At 65.4% G+C, this 15,461-nt stretch carries 17 protein-coding genes; 7 read left to right on the top strand and 10 right to left on the bottom strand.

Features of this window, described 5'->3' with window-relative positions; all coding sequences use genetic code 11:
- Positions 1-157 precede the first annotated feature (157 nt).
- Both D6B98_RS41965 and D6B98_RS41960 read left to right on the top strand, forming a co-directional pair.
- Positions 158-352 (top strand): hypothetical protein, encoded by a 195-nt coding sequence (locus D6B98_RS41965; RefSeq protein ID WP_235885088.1) that lies wholly within the window; start codon positions 158-160, stop codon positions 350-352.
- Complete coding sequence (locus D6B98_RS41960; protein WP_245481421.1) at positions 316-468, top strand: nitroreductase family protein; 153 nt, start codon at positions 316-318, stop codon at positions 466-468. Before D6B98_RS41965 ends, D6B98_RS41960 begins: the two co-directional genes overlap by 37 nt.
- 427 nt (positions 469-895) lie before the next feature.
- Here the strand turns inward: D6B98_RS41960 and D6B98_RS18395 are convergent, their stop codons facing one another.
- From D6B98_RS18395 to D6B98_RS18385, 3 genes are read right to left on the bottom strand one after another with little or no spacing between them, the layout of a single operon-like run.
- Complete coding sequence (locus D6B98_RS18395; RefSeq protein WP_126258371.1) at positions 896-2,017, bottom strand: HD-GYP domain-containing protein; 1,122 nt, start codon at positions 2,015-2,017, stop codon at positions 896-898.
- A 58-nt stretch (positions 2,018-2,075) separates the two neighbouring features.
- Positions 2,076-2,405, bottom strand: a complete 330-nt coding sequence (locus D6B98_RS18390; RefSeq protein ID WP_126258370.1) for a PilZ domain-containing protein — start codon at positions 2,403-2,405, stop codon at positions 2,076-2,078.
- On the bottom strand, positions 2,402-3,511 hold the full coding sequence (locus tag D6B98_RS18385) for a DUF2336 domain-containing protein (RefSeq protein WP_126258369.1): 1,110 nt from the start codon (positions 3,509-3,511) through the stop codon (positions 2,402-2,404). The genes D6B98_RS18390 and D6B98_RS18385 overlap by 4 nt, the downstream gene beginning before the upstream one ends.
- Positions 3,512-3,810: 299 nt before the next feature.
- On the opposite strand from D6B98_RS18385, the gene D6B98_RS18380 reads away from it, so the two are divergent.
- Both D6B98_RS18380 and D6B98_RS18375 read left to right on the top strand, forming a co-directional pair.
- Entirely contained in the window at positions 3,811-4,758 is a 948-nt protein-coding gene (locus D6B98_RS18380; RefSeq protein ID WP_126258368.1) for an AraC family transcriptional regulator, read from the top strand.
- Positions 4,759-4,808: 50 nt separating this feature from the next.
- Positions 4,809-5,399, top strand: coding sequence for an NADPH-dependent FMN reductase (locus D6B98_RS18375; protein ID WP_126258367.1), 591 nt, complete (start codon positions 4,809-4,811; stop codon positions 5,397-5,399).
- A 29-nt stretch (positions 5,400-5,428) separates the two neighbouring features.
- Here D6B98_RS18375 and D6B98_RS18370 read toward each other — a convergent pair whose 3' ends face one another.
- Together D6B98_RS18370 and D6B98_RS18365 are read right to left on the bottom strand one after the other, a co-directional pair.
- Positions 5,429-7,510, bottom strand: a complete 2,082-nt coding sequence (locus D6B98_RS18370; protein ID WP_126258366.1) for a methyl-accepting chemotaxis protein — start codon at positions 7,508-7,510, stop codon at positions 5,429-5,431.
- Between the two features lie 108 nt (positions 7,511-7,618).
- The gene (locus tag D6B98_RS18365) at positions 7,619-8,056 is read right to left on the bottom strand and encodes a DUF1810 domain-containing protein (protein WP_126258365.1); all 438 of its coding nucleotides are present in this window, start codon (positions 8,054-8,056) and stop codon (positions 7,619-7,621) included.
- Between the two features lie 202 nt (positions 8,057-8,258).
- Between D6B98_RS18365 and D6B98_RS18360 the strand changes: the two genes are divergently transcribed.
- The 3 genes from D6B98_RS18360 to D6B98_RS18350 all read left to right on the top strand — a co-directional run bounded on the left by D6B98_RS18360 (position 8,259) and on the right by D6B98_RS18350 (position 10,761).
- Positions 8,259-9,227, top strand: a complete 969-nt coding sequence (locus D6B98_RS18360; protein ID WP_126258364.1) for a DUF2778 domain-containing protein — start codon at positions 8,259-8,261, stop codon at positions 9,225-9,227.
- A 68-nt stretch (positions 9,228-9,295) separates the two neighbouring features.
- Positions 9,296-9,553 (top strand): hypothetical protein, encoded by a 258-nt coding sequence (locus D6B98_RS18355; protein WP_024338019.1) that lies wholly within the window; start codon positions 9,296-9,298, stop codon positions 9,551-9,553.
- 116 nt (positions 9,554-9,669) lie between these two features.
- Positions 9,670-10,761 carry a TRAP transporter substrate-binding protein gene (locus D6B98_RS18350; RefSeq protein WP_126258363.1) on the top strand — a complete coding sequence of 364 codons (1,092 nt, stop codon included), beginning with the start codon at positions 9,670-9,672 and terminating at the stop codon, positions 10,759-10,761.
- Between the two features lie 155 nt (positions 10,762-10,916).
- On the opposite strand, the gene D6B98_RS18340 is transcribed toward D6B98_RS18350, so the two are convergent.
- From D6B98_RS18340 to D6B98_RS18320, 5 genes are read right to left on the bottom strand one after another with little or no spacing between them, the layout of a single operon-like run.
- Entirely contained in the window at positions 10,917-11,699 is a 783-nt protein-coding gene (locus tag D6B98_RS18340; RefSeq protein ID WP_126258362.1) for an ABC transporter ATP-binding protein, read from the bottom strand.
- Positions 11,687-12,742 carry a dihydrodipicolinate synthase family protein gene (locus D6B98_RS18335; protein WP_126258361.1) on the bottom strand — a complete coding sequence of 352 codons (1,056 nt, stop codon included), beginning with the start codon at positions 12,740-12,742 and terminating at the stop codon, positions 11,687-11,689. Before D6B98_RS18335 ends, D6B98_RS18340 begins: the two co-directional genes overlap by 13 nt.
- 6 nt (positions 12,743-12,748) lie before the next feature.
- The gene (locus tag D6B98_RS18330; protein ID WP_126258360.1) at positions 12,749-13,570 is read right to left on the bottom strand and encodes a GNAT family N-acetyltransferase; all 822 of its coding nucleotides are present in this window, start codon (positions 13,568-13,570) and stop codon (positions 12,749-12,751) included.
- Entirely contained in the window at positions 13,557-14,594 is a 1,038-nt protein-coding gene (locus D6B98_RS18325) for an NAD-dependent epimerase/dehydratase family protein (RefSeq protein ID WP_126258359.1), read from the bottom strand. The genes D6B98_RS18330 and D6B98_RS18325 overlap by 14 nt, the downstream gene beginning before the upstream one ends.
- 20 nt (positions 14,595-14,614) lie before the next feature.
- Positions 14,615-15,385 carry an ABC transporter permease gene (locus tag D6B98_RS18320; protein ID WP_126258358.1) on the bottom strand — a complete coding sequence of 257 codons (771 nt, stop codon included), beginning with the start codon at positions 15,383-15,385 and terminating at the stop codon, positions 14,615-14,617.
- Positions 15,386-15,461 lie beyond the last annotated feature (76 nt).

The raw sequence follows: 15,461 nt of genomic DNA, 5'->3' as shown, positions 1-15,461 counted from the left end.
GCCGCATCGGCAACCGGCCTCGTGTCGTCACGCCAGCGGATGAACGGGCAGTGAGGTTCTGCGAGATGGAATTCGAAACGCTGGTCCAGTCGCGCCGCAGCGTACGTGGCTTCACCGCACGCGCCAGGTCGACATCGCCAAGAAGCTGTTCGGCGCGATGGGGATCGCGCGCGACGACAAGCCGATGCGGCAGGACTGGATGCTGCGCGGCTTTCGTCAGTTCGACGCGCCGGTCTCGCTGGTCCTGACCTATGACCGCGTGCTCGATCCCGGTGCGGTCTGCCATTTCGACTCGGCGCGCTCTGCTACGGCATCGTGCTTGCGGCGTGGGATCGCGGCCTCGGCTCGGTGATCAACGGGCAGGGCATCATGCGCTCCGACATCGTGCGCGAGGTGGCGAAGATTCCGGAGGACGAGGTCATCATGACATGCGTCGCGATGGCTATCCGGACGACGACTTTGCCGTAAACGCGGTGCGCTCGGACCGCGAATACAATCAGGAGTTTGTACGCTACGTGGGTTTTGCCGATTAGCAGCGAAGAGGAGATTATTCTCTCGCAGAAATTTTTGGTGCGGAGCCCCAAGCGGCCTCTTGCAATCTCGAAGGTGCGGGAGGAACAATACGTCCGGTGAGAGGTTTGTTGCTGGCGCGAGGGAATTTGACATGCGGCGGCTGGCTAGCCTGGTTCGGCGTTTCTTCGGCCCGCGAGTGCGGCGCCCGATCGATGAAGATCCAAGTCTTCCTTTCACACCCGAAGAGTTCGGTCGGCTGATTCGCAGCGGCCGGCACGAGGATATGAAGCTGTTGGCCGATGGGCTGGCCTGCCGGTCCATCCCGCGCCGCGCCAGCTACCGCGCGACGCACTAGGCGGCGTTCGAGAGCGGTCTGCCGTGCTCACCGCGTGAGCGCGACCTGCTTGAATGAGCGGACCAGCGCCTTCTCCAGCTTCCCGTTCATCCCGCACAGAATGTCGTAGGCGTCCGCGCGCGGCATGGTCGGCTTGTAATGCCGGTGCTCGATCAGTGCCGCGAAAATGTCCGAGATCGTCAGAATTCGCACGATGTCGCCAATGCTCTCGGCGCAGAGCGTGTCGGGATAACCGCTCCCGTCGAGGTACTCGTGATGATGGCGAACGGCATCGAGTATCTCCGGCGAGATCCCGTCATGCCCCTTCAGAAACTCGTAACCGGCGGCCGGATGCGTTTCGATCAGCGCGCGTTCGGCGGCATCAAGGCGGCCCGGCTTGTCGAGGATGGCGAGTGGAATCTGCGCCTTGCCGATGTCGTGGAACATGGCAGCCGAGTAGAGACGTTCCAGGTCGGCCCTGCCGACGCCGAGGCTCAGTCCGAAGTCGATGGCCACGCCGGTCACGAGCAGGCAATGCTGATAGGTTCCTTCGTGATGGCGCCGCACCGTCATGAGCCACTCCGTCAGGCCATGCTGGGTGATACGATCGGCAATCTGGCGACCGGCTTGCTTGGTGCCCTCGACGTCGAGCGGTTGGCCGAGGGTCATGGCCGTGAACATCGATGCGATCGCGGTCGCGGCGGTCTCGACGGCGTTGTCCGGTTGCGACGTGTTGCCTGACGATGCGGATACCCCGCCGGCCGGATCGGCCAGCGCCGCCAGCAGCCTGGTCCGGCTGATCGTGCCGGAAAGGACCAGCGTCGCCCCGAGCGCGTAGGCTTGCGAGATGCAGACGTGGGAGGCGTGATCGAGCAGGAAGATGCGCTTCCTGGCCTTCGCCAGCTTGCTGGCCCGCTTCTTGATCGCGGCGATGTTGTCGACATCGCGCAGCTCCGCGCGGATGACGATTGCGGCTGGCGTCTGCGACAGCCTGGAGTCGGCATCGAGTCGCTCGCCGGCAATGGTGAATTTCTCGTCGAGGATCGAGCAGATGCCCGAGAGTTTGTCGGACGTGTCGGCCAGCACATGCAGGAAGGGGCGATCGGTTCGTGTCTGACGGATGCCGCCGTCACTATCGATCGGGCCGGATCTTGTTGGCGCGTGCTGCACGATCTGACCTACACTTTGCGACCGTCTGAATGTCAGACGCCAGGTGGAATGTTCGAATCTATTTGCCTTGAACCGCGGTCTGCGCAGGCGCTGGTGCGCCTGCAGGCTTCTTCTTGCCGTCAGTCGTAATGAAGTGGATTCCAGCCGTGGTGCCGTCGATCCAGACCAGTTCGCAGCGCCGGTAGGCGAGGCCGGTCGACGACAGCACCATGAAGAACTCCTTGGCCTGGAGCACGTCGAGCGTGCCCTCGACCTCGACCTTGGCGCCGCTTTGCGACACGTCCAGCAATACGCAACGGCGTCGCCAGGTGCCGTCCGAACCCATGAGATTGACCGGCTGCCTATGGTCCATTTTCACGCGAGAGGCTTTGCGACCGTCGAATTTCATCGGCTAATCCCCATCTCTGCGCCGCGATGTTCCCGACTGCCCTCCTTGGCGCTTGCGGCAATTTCCCCCCAACGCACCGTCCACTGGCTGGTCGACAGAAGCAGTGTCTCGAACATGTGCTGCGCGCGTTCGCGCTCGGCGACGGAAAGCCTTCTGCCGTAGCGATTGCCCAAGATGGCCAACGTGGTCTGCCAGTTCAGCCGCGAGGCGCGGCAGGCCATCACGAGACCCTCGCAATCGTCGTCGGTCATGAGATGCTCGACGATTTCGATGGGAGCCCCCGAAAGCACCGATAGGGCCGTGACGAGGTTGGCGGTCTCGCCGCGGATGGCGAAGCGGTTCACCGTGGAATCGTTGAGCTTGCCGATGCGGTTGAGCGCGACGATCTCCGGCCGCGCGCCGGCATAGGCGGCCGCGCAGGGCAGCTTGGGGACGATTGGCGCGGCCGCTACGGCTTGAAGCGAGACGGTCGCCTTCGGCCCTGCGCCGGATTTTGGAGCCGGTGAGGCCGACAGCAACTTCCGCATGACCGTGTCGGGCGTGTCCGGCCTGACGGCCAGCGCCTTCGTGAGCTCATCATCCGCCAGGCACTTCCCGACCAGCGCGGCGTAGGCGGCGTCAGGGAATCGCGCCTCCGTATTGGCGATCAGCGCGGCACAAACGCTGCGGGAGCCGGCCTCGATCAGCGTCTCGATCAGCGGCGGATCGATCGGCGCGCGGGCGGCGATCGCGCGTTGCTGCCGTTCGCCGCTCGAGGCCGCGATCGATTTGAGATCGGCTGTGGACAGTGACTGCGATCTCAGCAAGAGGGGGCACGCCACCTCCGGATCGTGGTGTGAGGCGAGACGCCGCACGGTTTTCGGCGGAGCCACCGCGAGTTCCGCGAGTGCTGTGCTGAGCTCGATCAACGCATTGGCCTCGACCCGCTCCGTCAGCCGCAGCAGAACGCCGTCGACCACGTTGGCGAGCAGTTCCTGAGGCCGGTCGCGGCTGCTGGTGAGCAGCTGCATGATGCCGGAAAGAATGCGGGCGCAGCGATCCAGTGGACACGTTGCGACCGCGTCCTCCAACTCGACCAGAACATCAGCAGGCGAATTTGCCGTCATGGCAGGGGCCCGAAATTTGAAATAACTTTGACGATTAAACGACCCTATTTCGCCTCAAAGTTGTTAATATTGAATTTTAGGTATCGAAACTTGGGTATTTAAGTACCATCTAAGGCGCGGGAAACGCTATCGAAATTCGGCGAGACCGGACGTGCCCGCTTGTTCTTCCAACGAGCTCCGCACCAATTGCTCAGGACACGTTAAGATTGATCCTTTTCGGGGAGGATCGAAAACCGAAGGGGGAACGAACCGGAGCCGCGGCCTGACGCAGTCCGCGCGACGTTGCGTTTCCCGTTGTCATGAACAGCATTGACGATGTACCGAGATTGGCAATCCAAACATTTCGCTTCTCAGACGTCGACGAATTTCGAAGTGCCATACGCGGGCTGAATTTCGAATTCACGCCTTTCGTACGGAGGATTTCGGCTGAGCAGACAATCCTGTCGTTGCCCGGCTGCGACGTGAATTTGACCCAGACGTTTCCGCGAATGGTCGATGCGCAGCTGGTCGAGAATTGCACGGCGATCGGCTTCACGATGGACGACCTCGACGTACCCGTTCGCTTCAATGGCTCGCAGCGCGCCCGACCGGTCGTGGTCATTGGCAGCGGCGGCGCTGCCTACACCACCATTGAGGAGGTGCAGCGACAAATCGCCTCGGTGGTTTTCAGGCCGGAGGTGCGGGACCGCGGCTGGCCGGCCACGCTCTCGAGCTTCAAGATTTTTGAAGTCTCGGCGGCCGGCTTGCACCGGCTGCGCACCGTGGTTCGTGAGGTGCTGGCCGAGGCGTCCGACCCGGCCGAGGCACCGGAGCTCTCATTGAAGGGCGCGGCGATGAAGGAGTCCCTGCTCGGAGCCGTCGACGAGGCCTTCGAAAGCGTCGTCTCGGCCCGCTGGACCCTCAGCCCCAACGACGAGCGGAAATTCAGGATGTTCCAGGGTATCCGCGCACTGCTGACCGAGGATTTATCGCAGCCGATCTACAGCGATGAGATCGCGCGCAAGCTCGGGCTGTCGGTTCGCACCATGCACGACGTCGTCCGCCGCTATCGAGGCATGAGCCTGCACCGCTATTTGCGCCTGCGTCGGCTGTGGCTGGTGCGGCGGCAGCTTCTCGCCGGCGCCGATAGCGTCAAGGCGATCGCGCTGGCGTTTGGCTTCTGGCATCTCAGCGATTTCTCCAGAAGCTACCGCGTCCAGTTCGGCGAGTCGCCGTCGCAAACGCTGGGGCGCGGTCGCGGGCGATAGTCCGACAAAGCGAGTAGGGACGCGCGCCGGTTTCGTGCTACCGTCCGGCCATGAGCAATCGCATTCTCGTCCTCTATGGTTCCTACCGTTCCGACCGCATGGGCATCCGCCTTGCGAATTTCGTCATCAATGGTCTGCGTGACCGCGGCGACGACGTCGAGTTCATCGACGCCAAGGCGGTCGGCCTGCCGATGCTCGACCGCATGTACAAGGAATATCCTAAAGGCTCGGCCCCCGAGGCGCTGGAGAAGCTGGCCGGACAGATCCGCGGCGCCGACGGTTTCGTGTTCGTCACCGGCGAATACAATTGGGGCATCCAGCCCGGCCTGAAGAATCTCACCGACCATTTCCTCGAAGAGTGGTTCTGGCGCCCGGCCGCGATCGCGAGCTATTCGGCCGGCCGCCTGTCCGGCGCGCGCGCCGCAACCGCCTGGCACGGCACGCTGTCGGAGATGGGCATGGTGGTGGTGTCGAGCACCATCGGCGTCGGCCCGATCGCGCAGACATTGTCGGCCGAGGGTGAGCCGATCGGCGAGGGCGGCAAGGCGCTGGAGCGCTCGTTCCCGCGCTTTGCCGATGATCTGACGTGGTGGATCGAGGCGGCGAAAGCACAGCGGGCGCGCAAGCCGCCGCCTTATTGACGTCGTTCGCCGCGAAGACGGAGCTGCTCCTACGCCGCCCTGACCTCGCCGAGGAAGCGGTTGAACTGTCCGGCGAGATCGCGCGACTGGGTCGAGAGCTGCTCGGCGGCGACCAGCACGTCCCGCGCGGCGGCGCCGGTGTCGTCGGCGGCACGCTGCACGCCGGAGATGTTGGTGTTGACCTCCTGGGTGCCGCGGGCGGCTTCCTGGACGCTGCGGGCGATCTCCTTGGTGGCCGAGCCCTGTTCCTCGATCGCCGCGGCAATCGCGGTGCCGATCTGGTCGATCTCGCCGATGACGTCGGCGACGTTGCGGATCGCGGCCACGGTCTCGTCGCTCGCGGTCTGGATCGCCGCGATCTGCTCGGAGATTTCGGTCGTCGCCTTGGCGGTCTGGCCCGCCAGCGATTTCACTTCGGAGGCAACCACGGCAAAGCCGCGGCCGGCATCGCCGGCGCGGGCGGCCTCGATCGTGGCGTTGAGAGCGAGAAGATTGGTCTGCTCGGCGATGCTCTGGATCAGCGTGACGACGTCGCCAATCTTCTGCGCACCCTCGGCCAGCGTGCGTGCGGTGTCGCCGGTGCGGCGGGCGTTGTCGACGGCGCGGGCCGCGATCTCGGTGCTTTGTGCGACCTGGCGGCCGATCTCGGAGATCGAGGAGGTCAGCTCTTCGGTGGCGCTGGCGACCGTCTGCACGTTGGTCGAGGTCTGCTCGGAGGCGGCGGCGACGACCGCGGCCTGGCTGTTGGTCTGGGCCGCCGTCGAGGTCATCGACTGCGCGGTGCTTTCCATGGTCGCGGAGGCCCGGGACAGGCCGCCGACGAGCTCGGTAACCTTGGCCTCGAAGGCGCGGGTGAGCTCGTCGAGTGCCTGGGCGCGGCGCATCTTGCCGTCGTTCTCGGCCTGCTTCTCGGCCGCGAGCCGGTCGGCCCGGATCATGTTGTCCTTGAAGACCTGAACGGCCGCAGCCATCGCCCCGATCTCGTCGGAGCGCTCGGCGCCGGGAATGCTGTCTGCGACCTCGCCCTCGGCAAGGCGCGACATCCGCGTCGTCAGGTTGACGATCGGAGCGCAGACGCGGCGGCGGACCATCACGATGAGGCCGACGCTCGCGACCAACACGGCGACAAGGCCTGCAAGCGCGACGGTGAGGCTGGTGCGCGCGGCGGAGGAGGCGCCGGCGAGGATCTGCTCGGCATTGTCATAGAACGCGTCGCGGACCTCGATGATGGTGCCGAGGCCACGCTGCGTAGCGGCGTAATAGGTCTCCATGTCGTGTTCGTACTTGCCGCTGACCGCACCGTCCTTGACCAGCTTGAGCTCGTGGCCGAACTCCTCGACATAGATCGCATTGAATTTCTCGAGCGCGGCGGCGACGTTCGCCGGCGTTGCCGGATTGCCGCGCAGTTCCTGTAGCGCCATCACGAGCTGGTCGTTGCGGCCCTGCGAGCGGGCGATGTCGGCCTTCTCGGCGTCGGTCGCCGGCTTCTTGCCGCCGACGAGATTCTTGTGCAGGCTGGAGTTGAAGCCGCCGACGTCGCGCAGCGTCATCGCGATGTTGGCGTAGCTGGCCTGGCGGTAGGCGTCGCCGTTGAGGATCGCCATGCGGCGGACCTGTTCGTTGAGCAGCGCGGTCACGCCGCTGTTGAGCACGGCGTTGTCGGCGACGATCTTCTTGGCCGCGTCCTTGCGCGCCTCGGCCGGTCCGGTGAGCGCCTTGTCGATGGCCTCGCGCAGCGCGGTGAATTTCGCATTGATGCCGTCGATATTGCTGCCGATGGCAGCGCCGTCGTCGAACGAGCCGGGCAGCTCCTTGCGCAGTCCGTTCATCTTGTCGCGGGCGCCGTCGGTCTGCTTGCGCAGCTTGCCCTGCTCGGCGAGCAGCGCCGGGTCGATGCTGGCGGGCCCATAAAGGATGTTGGTGGAAAAGCCGCGCTCGGGATTGAGGTAGCGCGGGATGTCGCTGACGGCGCGCACGATCGCCAGCCGGCCTTGCGCCTCGGTGATGCGCTCCATCGTCTGGTACTTGGTCACCGCGACGTAGACGGCGAGGCCGCCGCCCACGGTCGAGAGCGAAACAATGGCGGTCGTCAGGAGCGTACCGATTTTCATGATCTGTCCGGCAAATAACGGCGAATTATTTTGCCCGGACGATAGTTTGCCGGCGTTAATCTCGGGTTTACGCTCTTTGCCGCTGCCCCCAGGGGCGTCGATCGGAGGCTAGGCCTGCCGATCCAGCTTCGACAGGATCTCCAGCGTCGCGACGTCGCGCTCGCCTGCGAAATAGCGGGCGAGCGCCGCGCCGAAAATGGGCTCATCGGACACCGCGCCGAACAGCGTCATCGACGAGCGGAATTTGGCGTCGTCCGGCGCGCCAAGGATCGCGTTGATGCTCCGTCCCTGGACGGCGAGCACGAGCCCGGTGCATTCGATCAGGCGCGCCCCGAGCACGGGATGGGCGAGATAGGCCTTCGCCTCGGCGCGGGAGCCGATGGCGTAGCGCTGCGACATGGCGCTGAGGCCGAGACCGGTGATTTGCGGGAAGACGAACCACATCCAGTGAGTCTGCTTCCGGCCCCGGGCCAGCTCCCCCTCGACGGCGCGAAAAACCGGGTCCTGTGCCCTGACGAAGCGCTCGAGATCGAAAGGATCGGTCATTGGATACCCCGGGGATGCCTTGTCAGGCCCTTGCCGGCCGCGATTATGCCTAACTTTTGGCTCCCAATGTGGTAGCTGGTATAGAGTCTCCGGGCGGGGGTTGGGCCCCCCGGGGGATCGACTTGGGGATCTGATGGTTTCCGACCGCGCACGCGCCGAGAGGCTGTTGCCGCGCCGCCGTATTGGGCGGGCGGAGCGCGTTTTGCTGTCTCTGGCTGCCGTCGCGCTGGCGCTGGGCACCGCCGCCTGGGTCGCGGACATCGGGGTTTCGAGCTTGAGCCAGTCCAGCGCGCTGGTTTCCGCCGCCTTGCCGCCGGCCAATACCCCTTCTTTTGAGGACCGCTTCGCTTCGGCGTCCGGCAATCCGCCGGCCCGGGATTTCGGCCTGCGGACGCTGGAGCGTTCCGCCGTGGGTGCGGTCCAGCTCAAGCTCCTCGACGCCAAGGCGATGCTGGCGCAGAAGCTCCAGGGCAGCGATTGGCGTTCGACCCTGACCGACGACGACCGGTTCATGACCGAGGAGACCAGGTCCTCGCAGCGCGCCGACGCCATCCCGATGCCCCGCTCGCGCCCGGTTCAGGCTGACCTCTCCGCCCAGATCGCCTCCAGCCAGGCCTATGCCGACACCACCAATCCCAGGGTCGACAACCGCAACTTCTTCGAGAAATTCACCGACAAGATCAGGCTGGCGTCGCTGACGCCCAGCGACGGCCTGTTCAGCAAGGCACCGGATCTCGCCGCCCTCGGCTACGATTCGCGGACCGCAGTCTATGACATCAAGGCCAAGGCGCTTTATCTGCCGAGCGGCGTCGTACTGGAAGCCCATTCCGGCATGGGCGCGCTGATGGACGACCCCGATCATGTCGATCAGCGCATGGTCGGCGCGACCCCGCCCGCGATCTACGATCTGAAGCCGCGCGAGAAGCTGTTCCACGGCATCCGCGCGCTGCGCTTGACGCCGACCGAGGGCACCAGCGCGCTCGGCCGCGTCGGCCTTCTCACCCATAGCTACCTGCTGGGGCCGCGTGGCGATTCCAACGGCTGCGTCTCGATCAAGGACTATGATCGTTTCCTCAAAGCTTACGACAATGGCGAGTTCAACCGCCTGGTCGTGGTGCCGAGCCTGAGCGGGGCGACGACCGCCTCGCGGCGCGCGAGCACCGACTCCTGATATTCTTGCCCGCTACGGCAGGGCTGCCGTTTCCCCTTCGTTAAGCCGTCATCGTCCAGAAGCAGCCCATGAGTGATCCATCAAGTTCCGAGACCCCGCTGCGTACGACGTTCAAGATCAAGCTGAACGGCGATACGCTGGCGATCGCGACTGTCGGCCAGGCCTATCAATTCCTCACCAACTTCAAGTCGGTCGAGTGGATGGAATTCCGCTCCCTGCACGAGGACGCCGTCGCGGCCCTGGAAGGCGCTGCCGGTAATGCGATGCTGGCGGTGCAGGCGACCAACGCCGTGCGCGCGCTGTTCGTCAGCGCGAAGTTGCTCTGAGCGCCTACGGGCCTTATCCGCACAGCTTGAACTGCGCTGCAGGAACGGGCAAACGATCCGCGACGACCATTGCCGCAAGCCCGCATGTTCGAAACTTACTTTCAGGAGAGCCCATCATGAAACGCCGTACATTCCTTAAGGGCGGCGCGGTTGCCGGCGCCACGACGCTGGTTGCTGCACCTGCGATCGCGCAGAGCGCGCCGGAGATCAAATGGCGCCTGACCTCGAGCTTCCCGAAGTCGCTCGATACCATCTACGGCACGGCGCAGACCTTCGCGAAATACGTTGCGGAGGCCACCGACAACAAATTCCAGATCCAGACCTTTGGCGCAGGCGAGATCGTTCCGGGCTTGCAGGCGCTCGATGCCGTCAGCACCGCCTCGGTGGAAATGGCGCAGACCCCGCTCTATTTCTACATCGGCAAGGAGCCCGCTCTGGCCTATGCCACCGGCGCGCCCTTCGGCATGAACCATCGCCATCAGGAATCGTGGTGGCACTTCGGCGGCGGCGCCGACCTCACCAACGAGGCGCTCAAGCCTTTCAAGGCGCATGCCATCCTCTGCGGCAATTCCGGCACCCAGATGGGCGGCTGGTTCCGCAAGGAGATCAAGACCGTCGACGACCTCAAGGGTCTCAAATTCCGCATCGCCGGCATGGGCGGCCACGTGCTGGCAAAGCTCGGGGTCGTCCCGCAGCAGATCGCGGGCGGCGATATCTATCCGGCGCTGGAGAAGGGCACGATCGACGCGGTCGAGTTCGTCGGTCCCTATGACGACGAGAAGCTCGGCTTCTACAAGGTCGCCAAATATTACTACTTCCCCGGCTGGTGGGAAGGCGGCGCCATGCTGCACATGATCGTCAACGACGAGAAGTGGAATTCGCTGCCGAAGCAATATCAGGCGATCGTCAACCAGGCGGGCGCGGCGGCCGGCGCCTGGATGCTCGAGAAATACGATAGCGTGAATCCGGCTGCGCTGAAGCGGCTGATCGCGAGCGGTACCGAGCTGAAGGCATTCCCGCAACCGGTGCTGGAGGCCTGCTACAACGCGACCCAGGACCATCTGAACGAGCTCGCCGCCAAGAGCGACCTGTTCAAGCGGACCAAGGAAAGCCACGACGCGTATATGAAGGAGCTGCTGTTCTATACGCAGATCGCGGAAAACTTCTACGACAATTACCTGCTCAGCAAGATGCGCAACAAGAGCTGAGCGTGAGGTGGAGCGCGGTGCCGCGATTGCGCCGCGCTTGTAGAGTGGGCAAAGGCGCACTCGCGCCGTGCCCACGTTCTCTCGCTTCATTAGCAAGGGTGGGCACGCTTCGCTTTGCCCACCCTACGGCTCCACGAGAATTTTCGTTTGGCGAACTACGCCGTCGCCAACCCCAGCTTCGCATAGATCCTTCGCGCATAGGCGCCGAACGCATCCGTCGTCTTCAGCGGAAGGTCGCGCGGGAAGGGCAGGTCGATCGGGAAATAGTCGGCCATCTTCGCAGGTCCAGCCGTCAGCACGGCGCAGTGCGAGGACAGGAACACGGCCTCCTGGATCGAATGCGTGACGAAGATGATGGTCTTGCCGCTCTCGCGCCAGATCCGCAGCATCTCCAGGTTCATCTGCTCGCGCGTCAGCGCATCCAGCGCGCCGAACGGCTCGTCCATCAGGATCAGCTTGGGATCGTGGATGAAGGCGCGCGCGATGGCGGTGCGCTGCTGCATGCCGCCGGACAGCTGCTGCGGATACTTCTGCTCGTAGCCGGCGAGCCCGACCAGGTTGAGCAGATCGCGCGCCCGCTCGCGCGCGGCCTTCATCGGCAGCCCGACGATCTCGGCCGGCAACAGCACGTTGTCCAGGATCGTCCGCCATTTCAGCAGCAGCGCCTGCTGGAACACCATGCCGATGTCACGGGTCGGATCGAACGGGCTGTCGGCATTGCCGATGCTCACCGTGCCGCCGTCGGCGCCGTGCAGGCCGGCCAGGATCTTCATCACCGTGGTCTTGCCGCAGCCGGACGGGCCGACCAGCGAGACGAGCTCGCCTTCCTGCACGTCCATGGTGACGTCGGACACCGCCAGGAATTCGGCGCTGCCGCTGCGATAGACCTTGCGGACGCCCCGCAGGCTGATGAAGGGGTCCGCGCTCATGCCAGCCATTTGTTCAGGTTCGCGGCGACGAAGGCATCGTCGCTGAGGTCGGCGTGCTCGCGCGTGACGCGGTCGATCTCCTCCTTCTGGCCGGGGCTGAGGCCTTCGTTCGGATCGAGGCACCACAGGCCCTGCATCAGGCCCTGGCGGCGCAGGACCTCGTGGCAGCCGGCGATGCAGCCGTGAAAATTGTTGGCGACATCGAAGAAGGCGCTGTTGCAGTCGGTGACGCGGGCATCGAGCGCGAGCAGGTCGGCAGGCACGCTGTCCTTGTGCCGTGCCGCCTTGCAGCGCTCGAACTGCTTGATCGCGCTCGCGGTCCAGACCGACCAGTGGCCGAGCAGGCCGCCCTTGAAATAGGTGCGCGTGGTGACGCCCTCGTCGCGGAGATCGAACGGCAGCATCAGGTCGAGCAGGATGTGGTCGTCATTGCCGGTGTAGAGCGCGACGCGGTCGAGCGCGCCTGCGGCCGCGACGCCGCGCAGCACGTCGAGCGTCCGATAGCGGTTGAACGGCGCGATCTTGATTGCGATGACATTGTCGATCGAGGCAAAGCGCTGCCAGAACCGGCTCGACAGGACGAGGCCGCCCACGGCCGGCTGGAGATAGAAGCCGACCAGCGGGATCTCGGCGGCGACCGCCGTGCAATGCGCGATGATCTCGTCCTCGGAGGCGCCCTTCATCGCGGCGAGGCTGAGCAGGCCGGCGTGATAGCCGATGTCGCGCGCGGTGCGGGCCTCGGTGACCGCCTGCGTTGTCGGACCCGCGAGGCCCGCGACCATCGCCAGCGGACGCTTGGTCCAGTTCGCCGCGGTCTCGGCGGCGAGCTCGAGCACGGGGCGGTAGAGGCCGACATCGCGGATCGCGAACTGCGTGGTGTGCACACCGACGGCAAGGCCGCCCGAGCCGGCATCGATGTAGTAGCGCGTCAGCGCACGCTGATGCGTCTTGTCGAGCTGTCGCCCGGCGGTGAGCGCGAGCGGATGCGCCGGCAGCACGGTGCCGTCGGCGATCAGCTTGCGGACGTCGCTGTTGATCTGGCTGTGGTGCATGATGTCCTATCCGAATTCGGGGCCGGCGACGGCGAATGGCATTTCCTCGGCCATGGCGGTGGCGGGGCCGAGACGCATGCGCTGGAAGGGGCGTTCGATGGTCCAGCCGGACGCCGTCAATCCGTCCAGGAACGTCCCTTGCGACGCGACGGCGTCGAGCAGGAGCGGTCCGTCCTGCGACTGCGCGATCGCGTCGACCAGGGTCAGCGCGGCTGCGTTGTGATCGGCGAACAACGGGCCGATATGGCGCGCGGCTCGCCCCTCCCGCGCCAGCGCGATGGCGCCATTCGCGGAGACGATGCGCGAGCCAGGCCGCCGCGCGAAGGCGGAGAGCAGGGCGGTGCGGTCGAGGCCGGTCGCGCGCCGGTCCCGATCGCAAAGCGCGTCGAGCGTTGCGGTTGACGGCGCTTGCCCGGACGCGGACGTGGATTTCACCAGCTTCAGCCGGCGCAACTGCGAGGTCGGAGTGAAGCCGAGCGGGCCATAGACCCGGGCGCCGTCGGGCGTCGCATCGAGCCAGCACGTCAGCCCGTTCTTGCGCGCCGCCGCGAGGCAGGCATCGACGAGCTGCGTGGCAAGACCGAGGCGGCGGTGGCTTTCCGTCACCAGCACCATGCTGATCCACGCATTGTTGCCGGAATAGGGCAACAGGGCCGCAGTCGCGACCAGCCGTGCGCCGTCGCGGATGCCGAACACAAAGCCTTCGCTCAAGAAGAAGCGCCAGTCTTCGATCGTCTGGTTCCAGTGCGCTTCGGTCGAGAGCACAAGGCCAGCCGCGGCGTCCTCGACGCCGAGCCGGACGATGCGCGGACCGTCAGTAGCGACCATCGCGCACCTCGTATTTGGTGGGCTTGCCGAGGCTCGGCATGGCGCGAGAGACCCAATCCGCGGTCCAGGCGATCAGTTGCTCGGTGTCAACGACGGGCAGGCCGAACAGCTCGACCGCCTTCGACGTGTCGGTCAGCCACGCCGTCGGCTCCTCCTTGCCCGTCAGCACCGGCGCGCGGCCGAACCGTGCGCCGAACTTCGCCGCGAGATCGCGCACCGCGAGGATCTCGTGGCCGCTGACGTTGATCGGCGAGGTCGGCGTCGTGCAATGCGCCAGGCAGCGCAGCGCCTGGGACGACGCATCGCCCTGCCAGATGAAGTTGACATGGCCGAGGCTGACGTCGATCGGCGTGCCCGTCAGCACTTTCGTCGCGATGTCGTGCAGCACGCCATAGCGCATGTCGATCGCGTAGTTGAGGCGGAAAAGGCGCCCCGGCGTGCCGAACTTGCGCGAGAAATATTCGAACATGCGCTCGCGGCCGACGCAGGACTGGGCGTATTCGCCGGGCGGGTTCGGCGCCATGTCCTCGCTCGAGCCTTTGCCGTCGACGGGGACGAACGGATAGATGCAGCCGGTCGAGAACGCCACGATGCGCGAGGAGGGGAAAGCCTGCGCGACCAGCGCCGGGACGTGCGCGTTCATCGCCCAGGTCAGCGACAGATCGCCCTCGGCGCCGAACTTGCGACCGGCCATGAAGACGATGTTCGGCGCTTTCGGCAGGACCTGAATAGCCTTCTCGTCCATGAGGTCGCAGTTGATCGTCTCGACGCCGCGCGCGTGCAGCCAGTCCTTCACGCCGGCGTCGCTGAAGCGGGCGACTCCGATGACACGGCGATCCGGCGCGGCGGCCTTCGCAAGTCCTGCCAGCGTTGGGCCCATCTTGCCGGCGACGCCGAGGATCATGATGTCACCCTCGACCTTCTTGAGGTCGTCGATCAGGGCTTGGCTCGGCCGGCACATGAGGTCGTCGAGCGCAGCGATGTCAGGGATGGTCTTCGGCAGCGTCTGGCGGGTGAGCAGCATGGATTCGTCGTCCTTGGTCTTCAGGTCTGCCTGGCGTCGCCGACCACGAACATGCGTTCGAGGGCGAGGACCAGGCTGTAGAGAGCGACGCCAAGCAGCGTCAGCAGCACGACCGCCATCACCATCGCGGGCGTGTCGAGCGAGGACTGCACCTGGATCATGAGGTAGCCGAGCCCGCGCTCGGAGGCGATGAACTCGCCGACGACGGCGCCGGCGACCGCGAGGATTGCGCCGACCTTCATGCCGGAGAAGATGTAGGGCAGCGATCCCGGCAGCTGGATCTTGCGGAACAGCGTCCAGCGCGATCCGCGCAGCGATTTGACGAGATCGAGCAGGTCCGGCTCGACCTCGCGCAGGCCGCGCGCGGTGGTGAGCAGGATCGGGAAGAAGCAGATGCTGAAAGCGATCAGGATGTTCGGCACGATGCCGTAGGAGAACCAGACGATGAAGAGCGGGCCGAGCGCGACTTTCGGAATCATGTTCAGCGTCACGAACAGCGGCAGCAGCACCAGGCTCAGCAGCGGCGCCCAGCTGAAGATCACCGCGAGCGCGACGCCGACGAAGGCGCCGAGCGCGAAGCCGCCGAGGATCTCGATCGCCGTCACCAGCGTGTTGGCGCCCCAGGCATAGCCCGTGGTCCCCAACGTCTGGATCGTCGCAAGCGGCGAGGGCAGGATGAATTTCGGGACCTGGAAGGCATCCACCGCGGCCTGCCAGAGCACGAGCACGGCGAGATGCGCGATCAGGATGATCGCAAAGCTGCGCGAGGTGCGTGCTCCGTCTCCTGCCACCGCATGCTCCCTGTTGCCGACAGCCACCCTGCCGCGGGTCGCGAGCCTAGCCGGACTCGAGGGAAGTTTCAACCAG

It is taken from the genome of Bradyrhizobium sp. LVM 105, from assembly GCF_003957705.1.
Classification (GTDB): Bacteria; Pseudomonadota; Alphaproteobacteria; order Rhizobiales; family Xanthobacteraceae; genus Bradyrhizobium; species Bradyrhizobium frederickii.
This window is presented reverse-complemented; position numbering and strand designations above follow the sequence as displayed.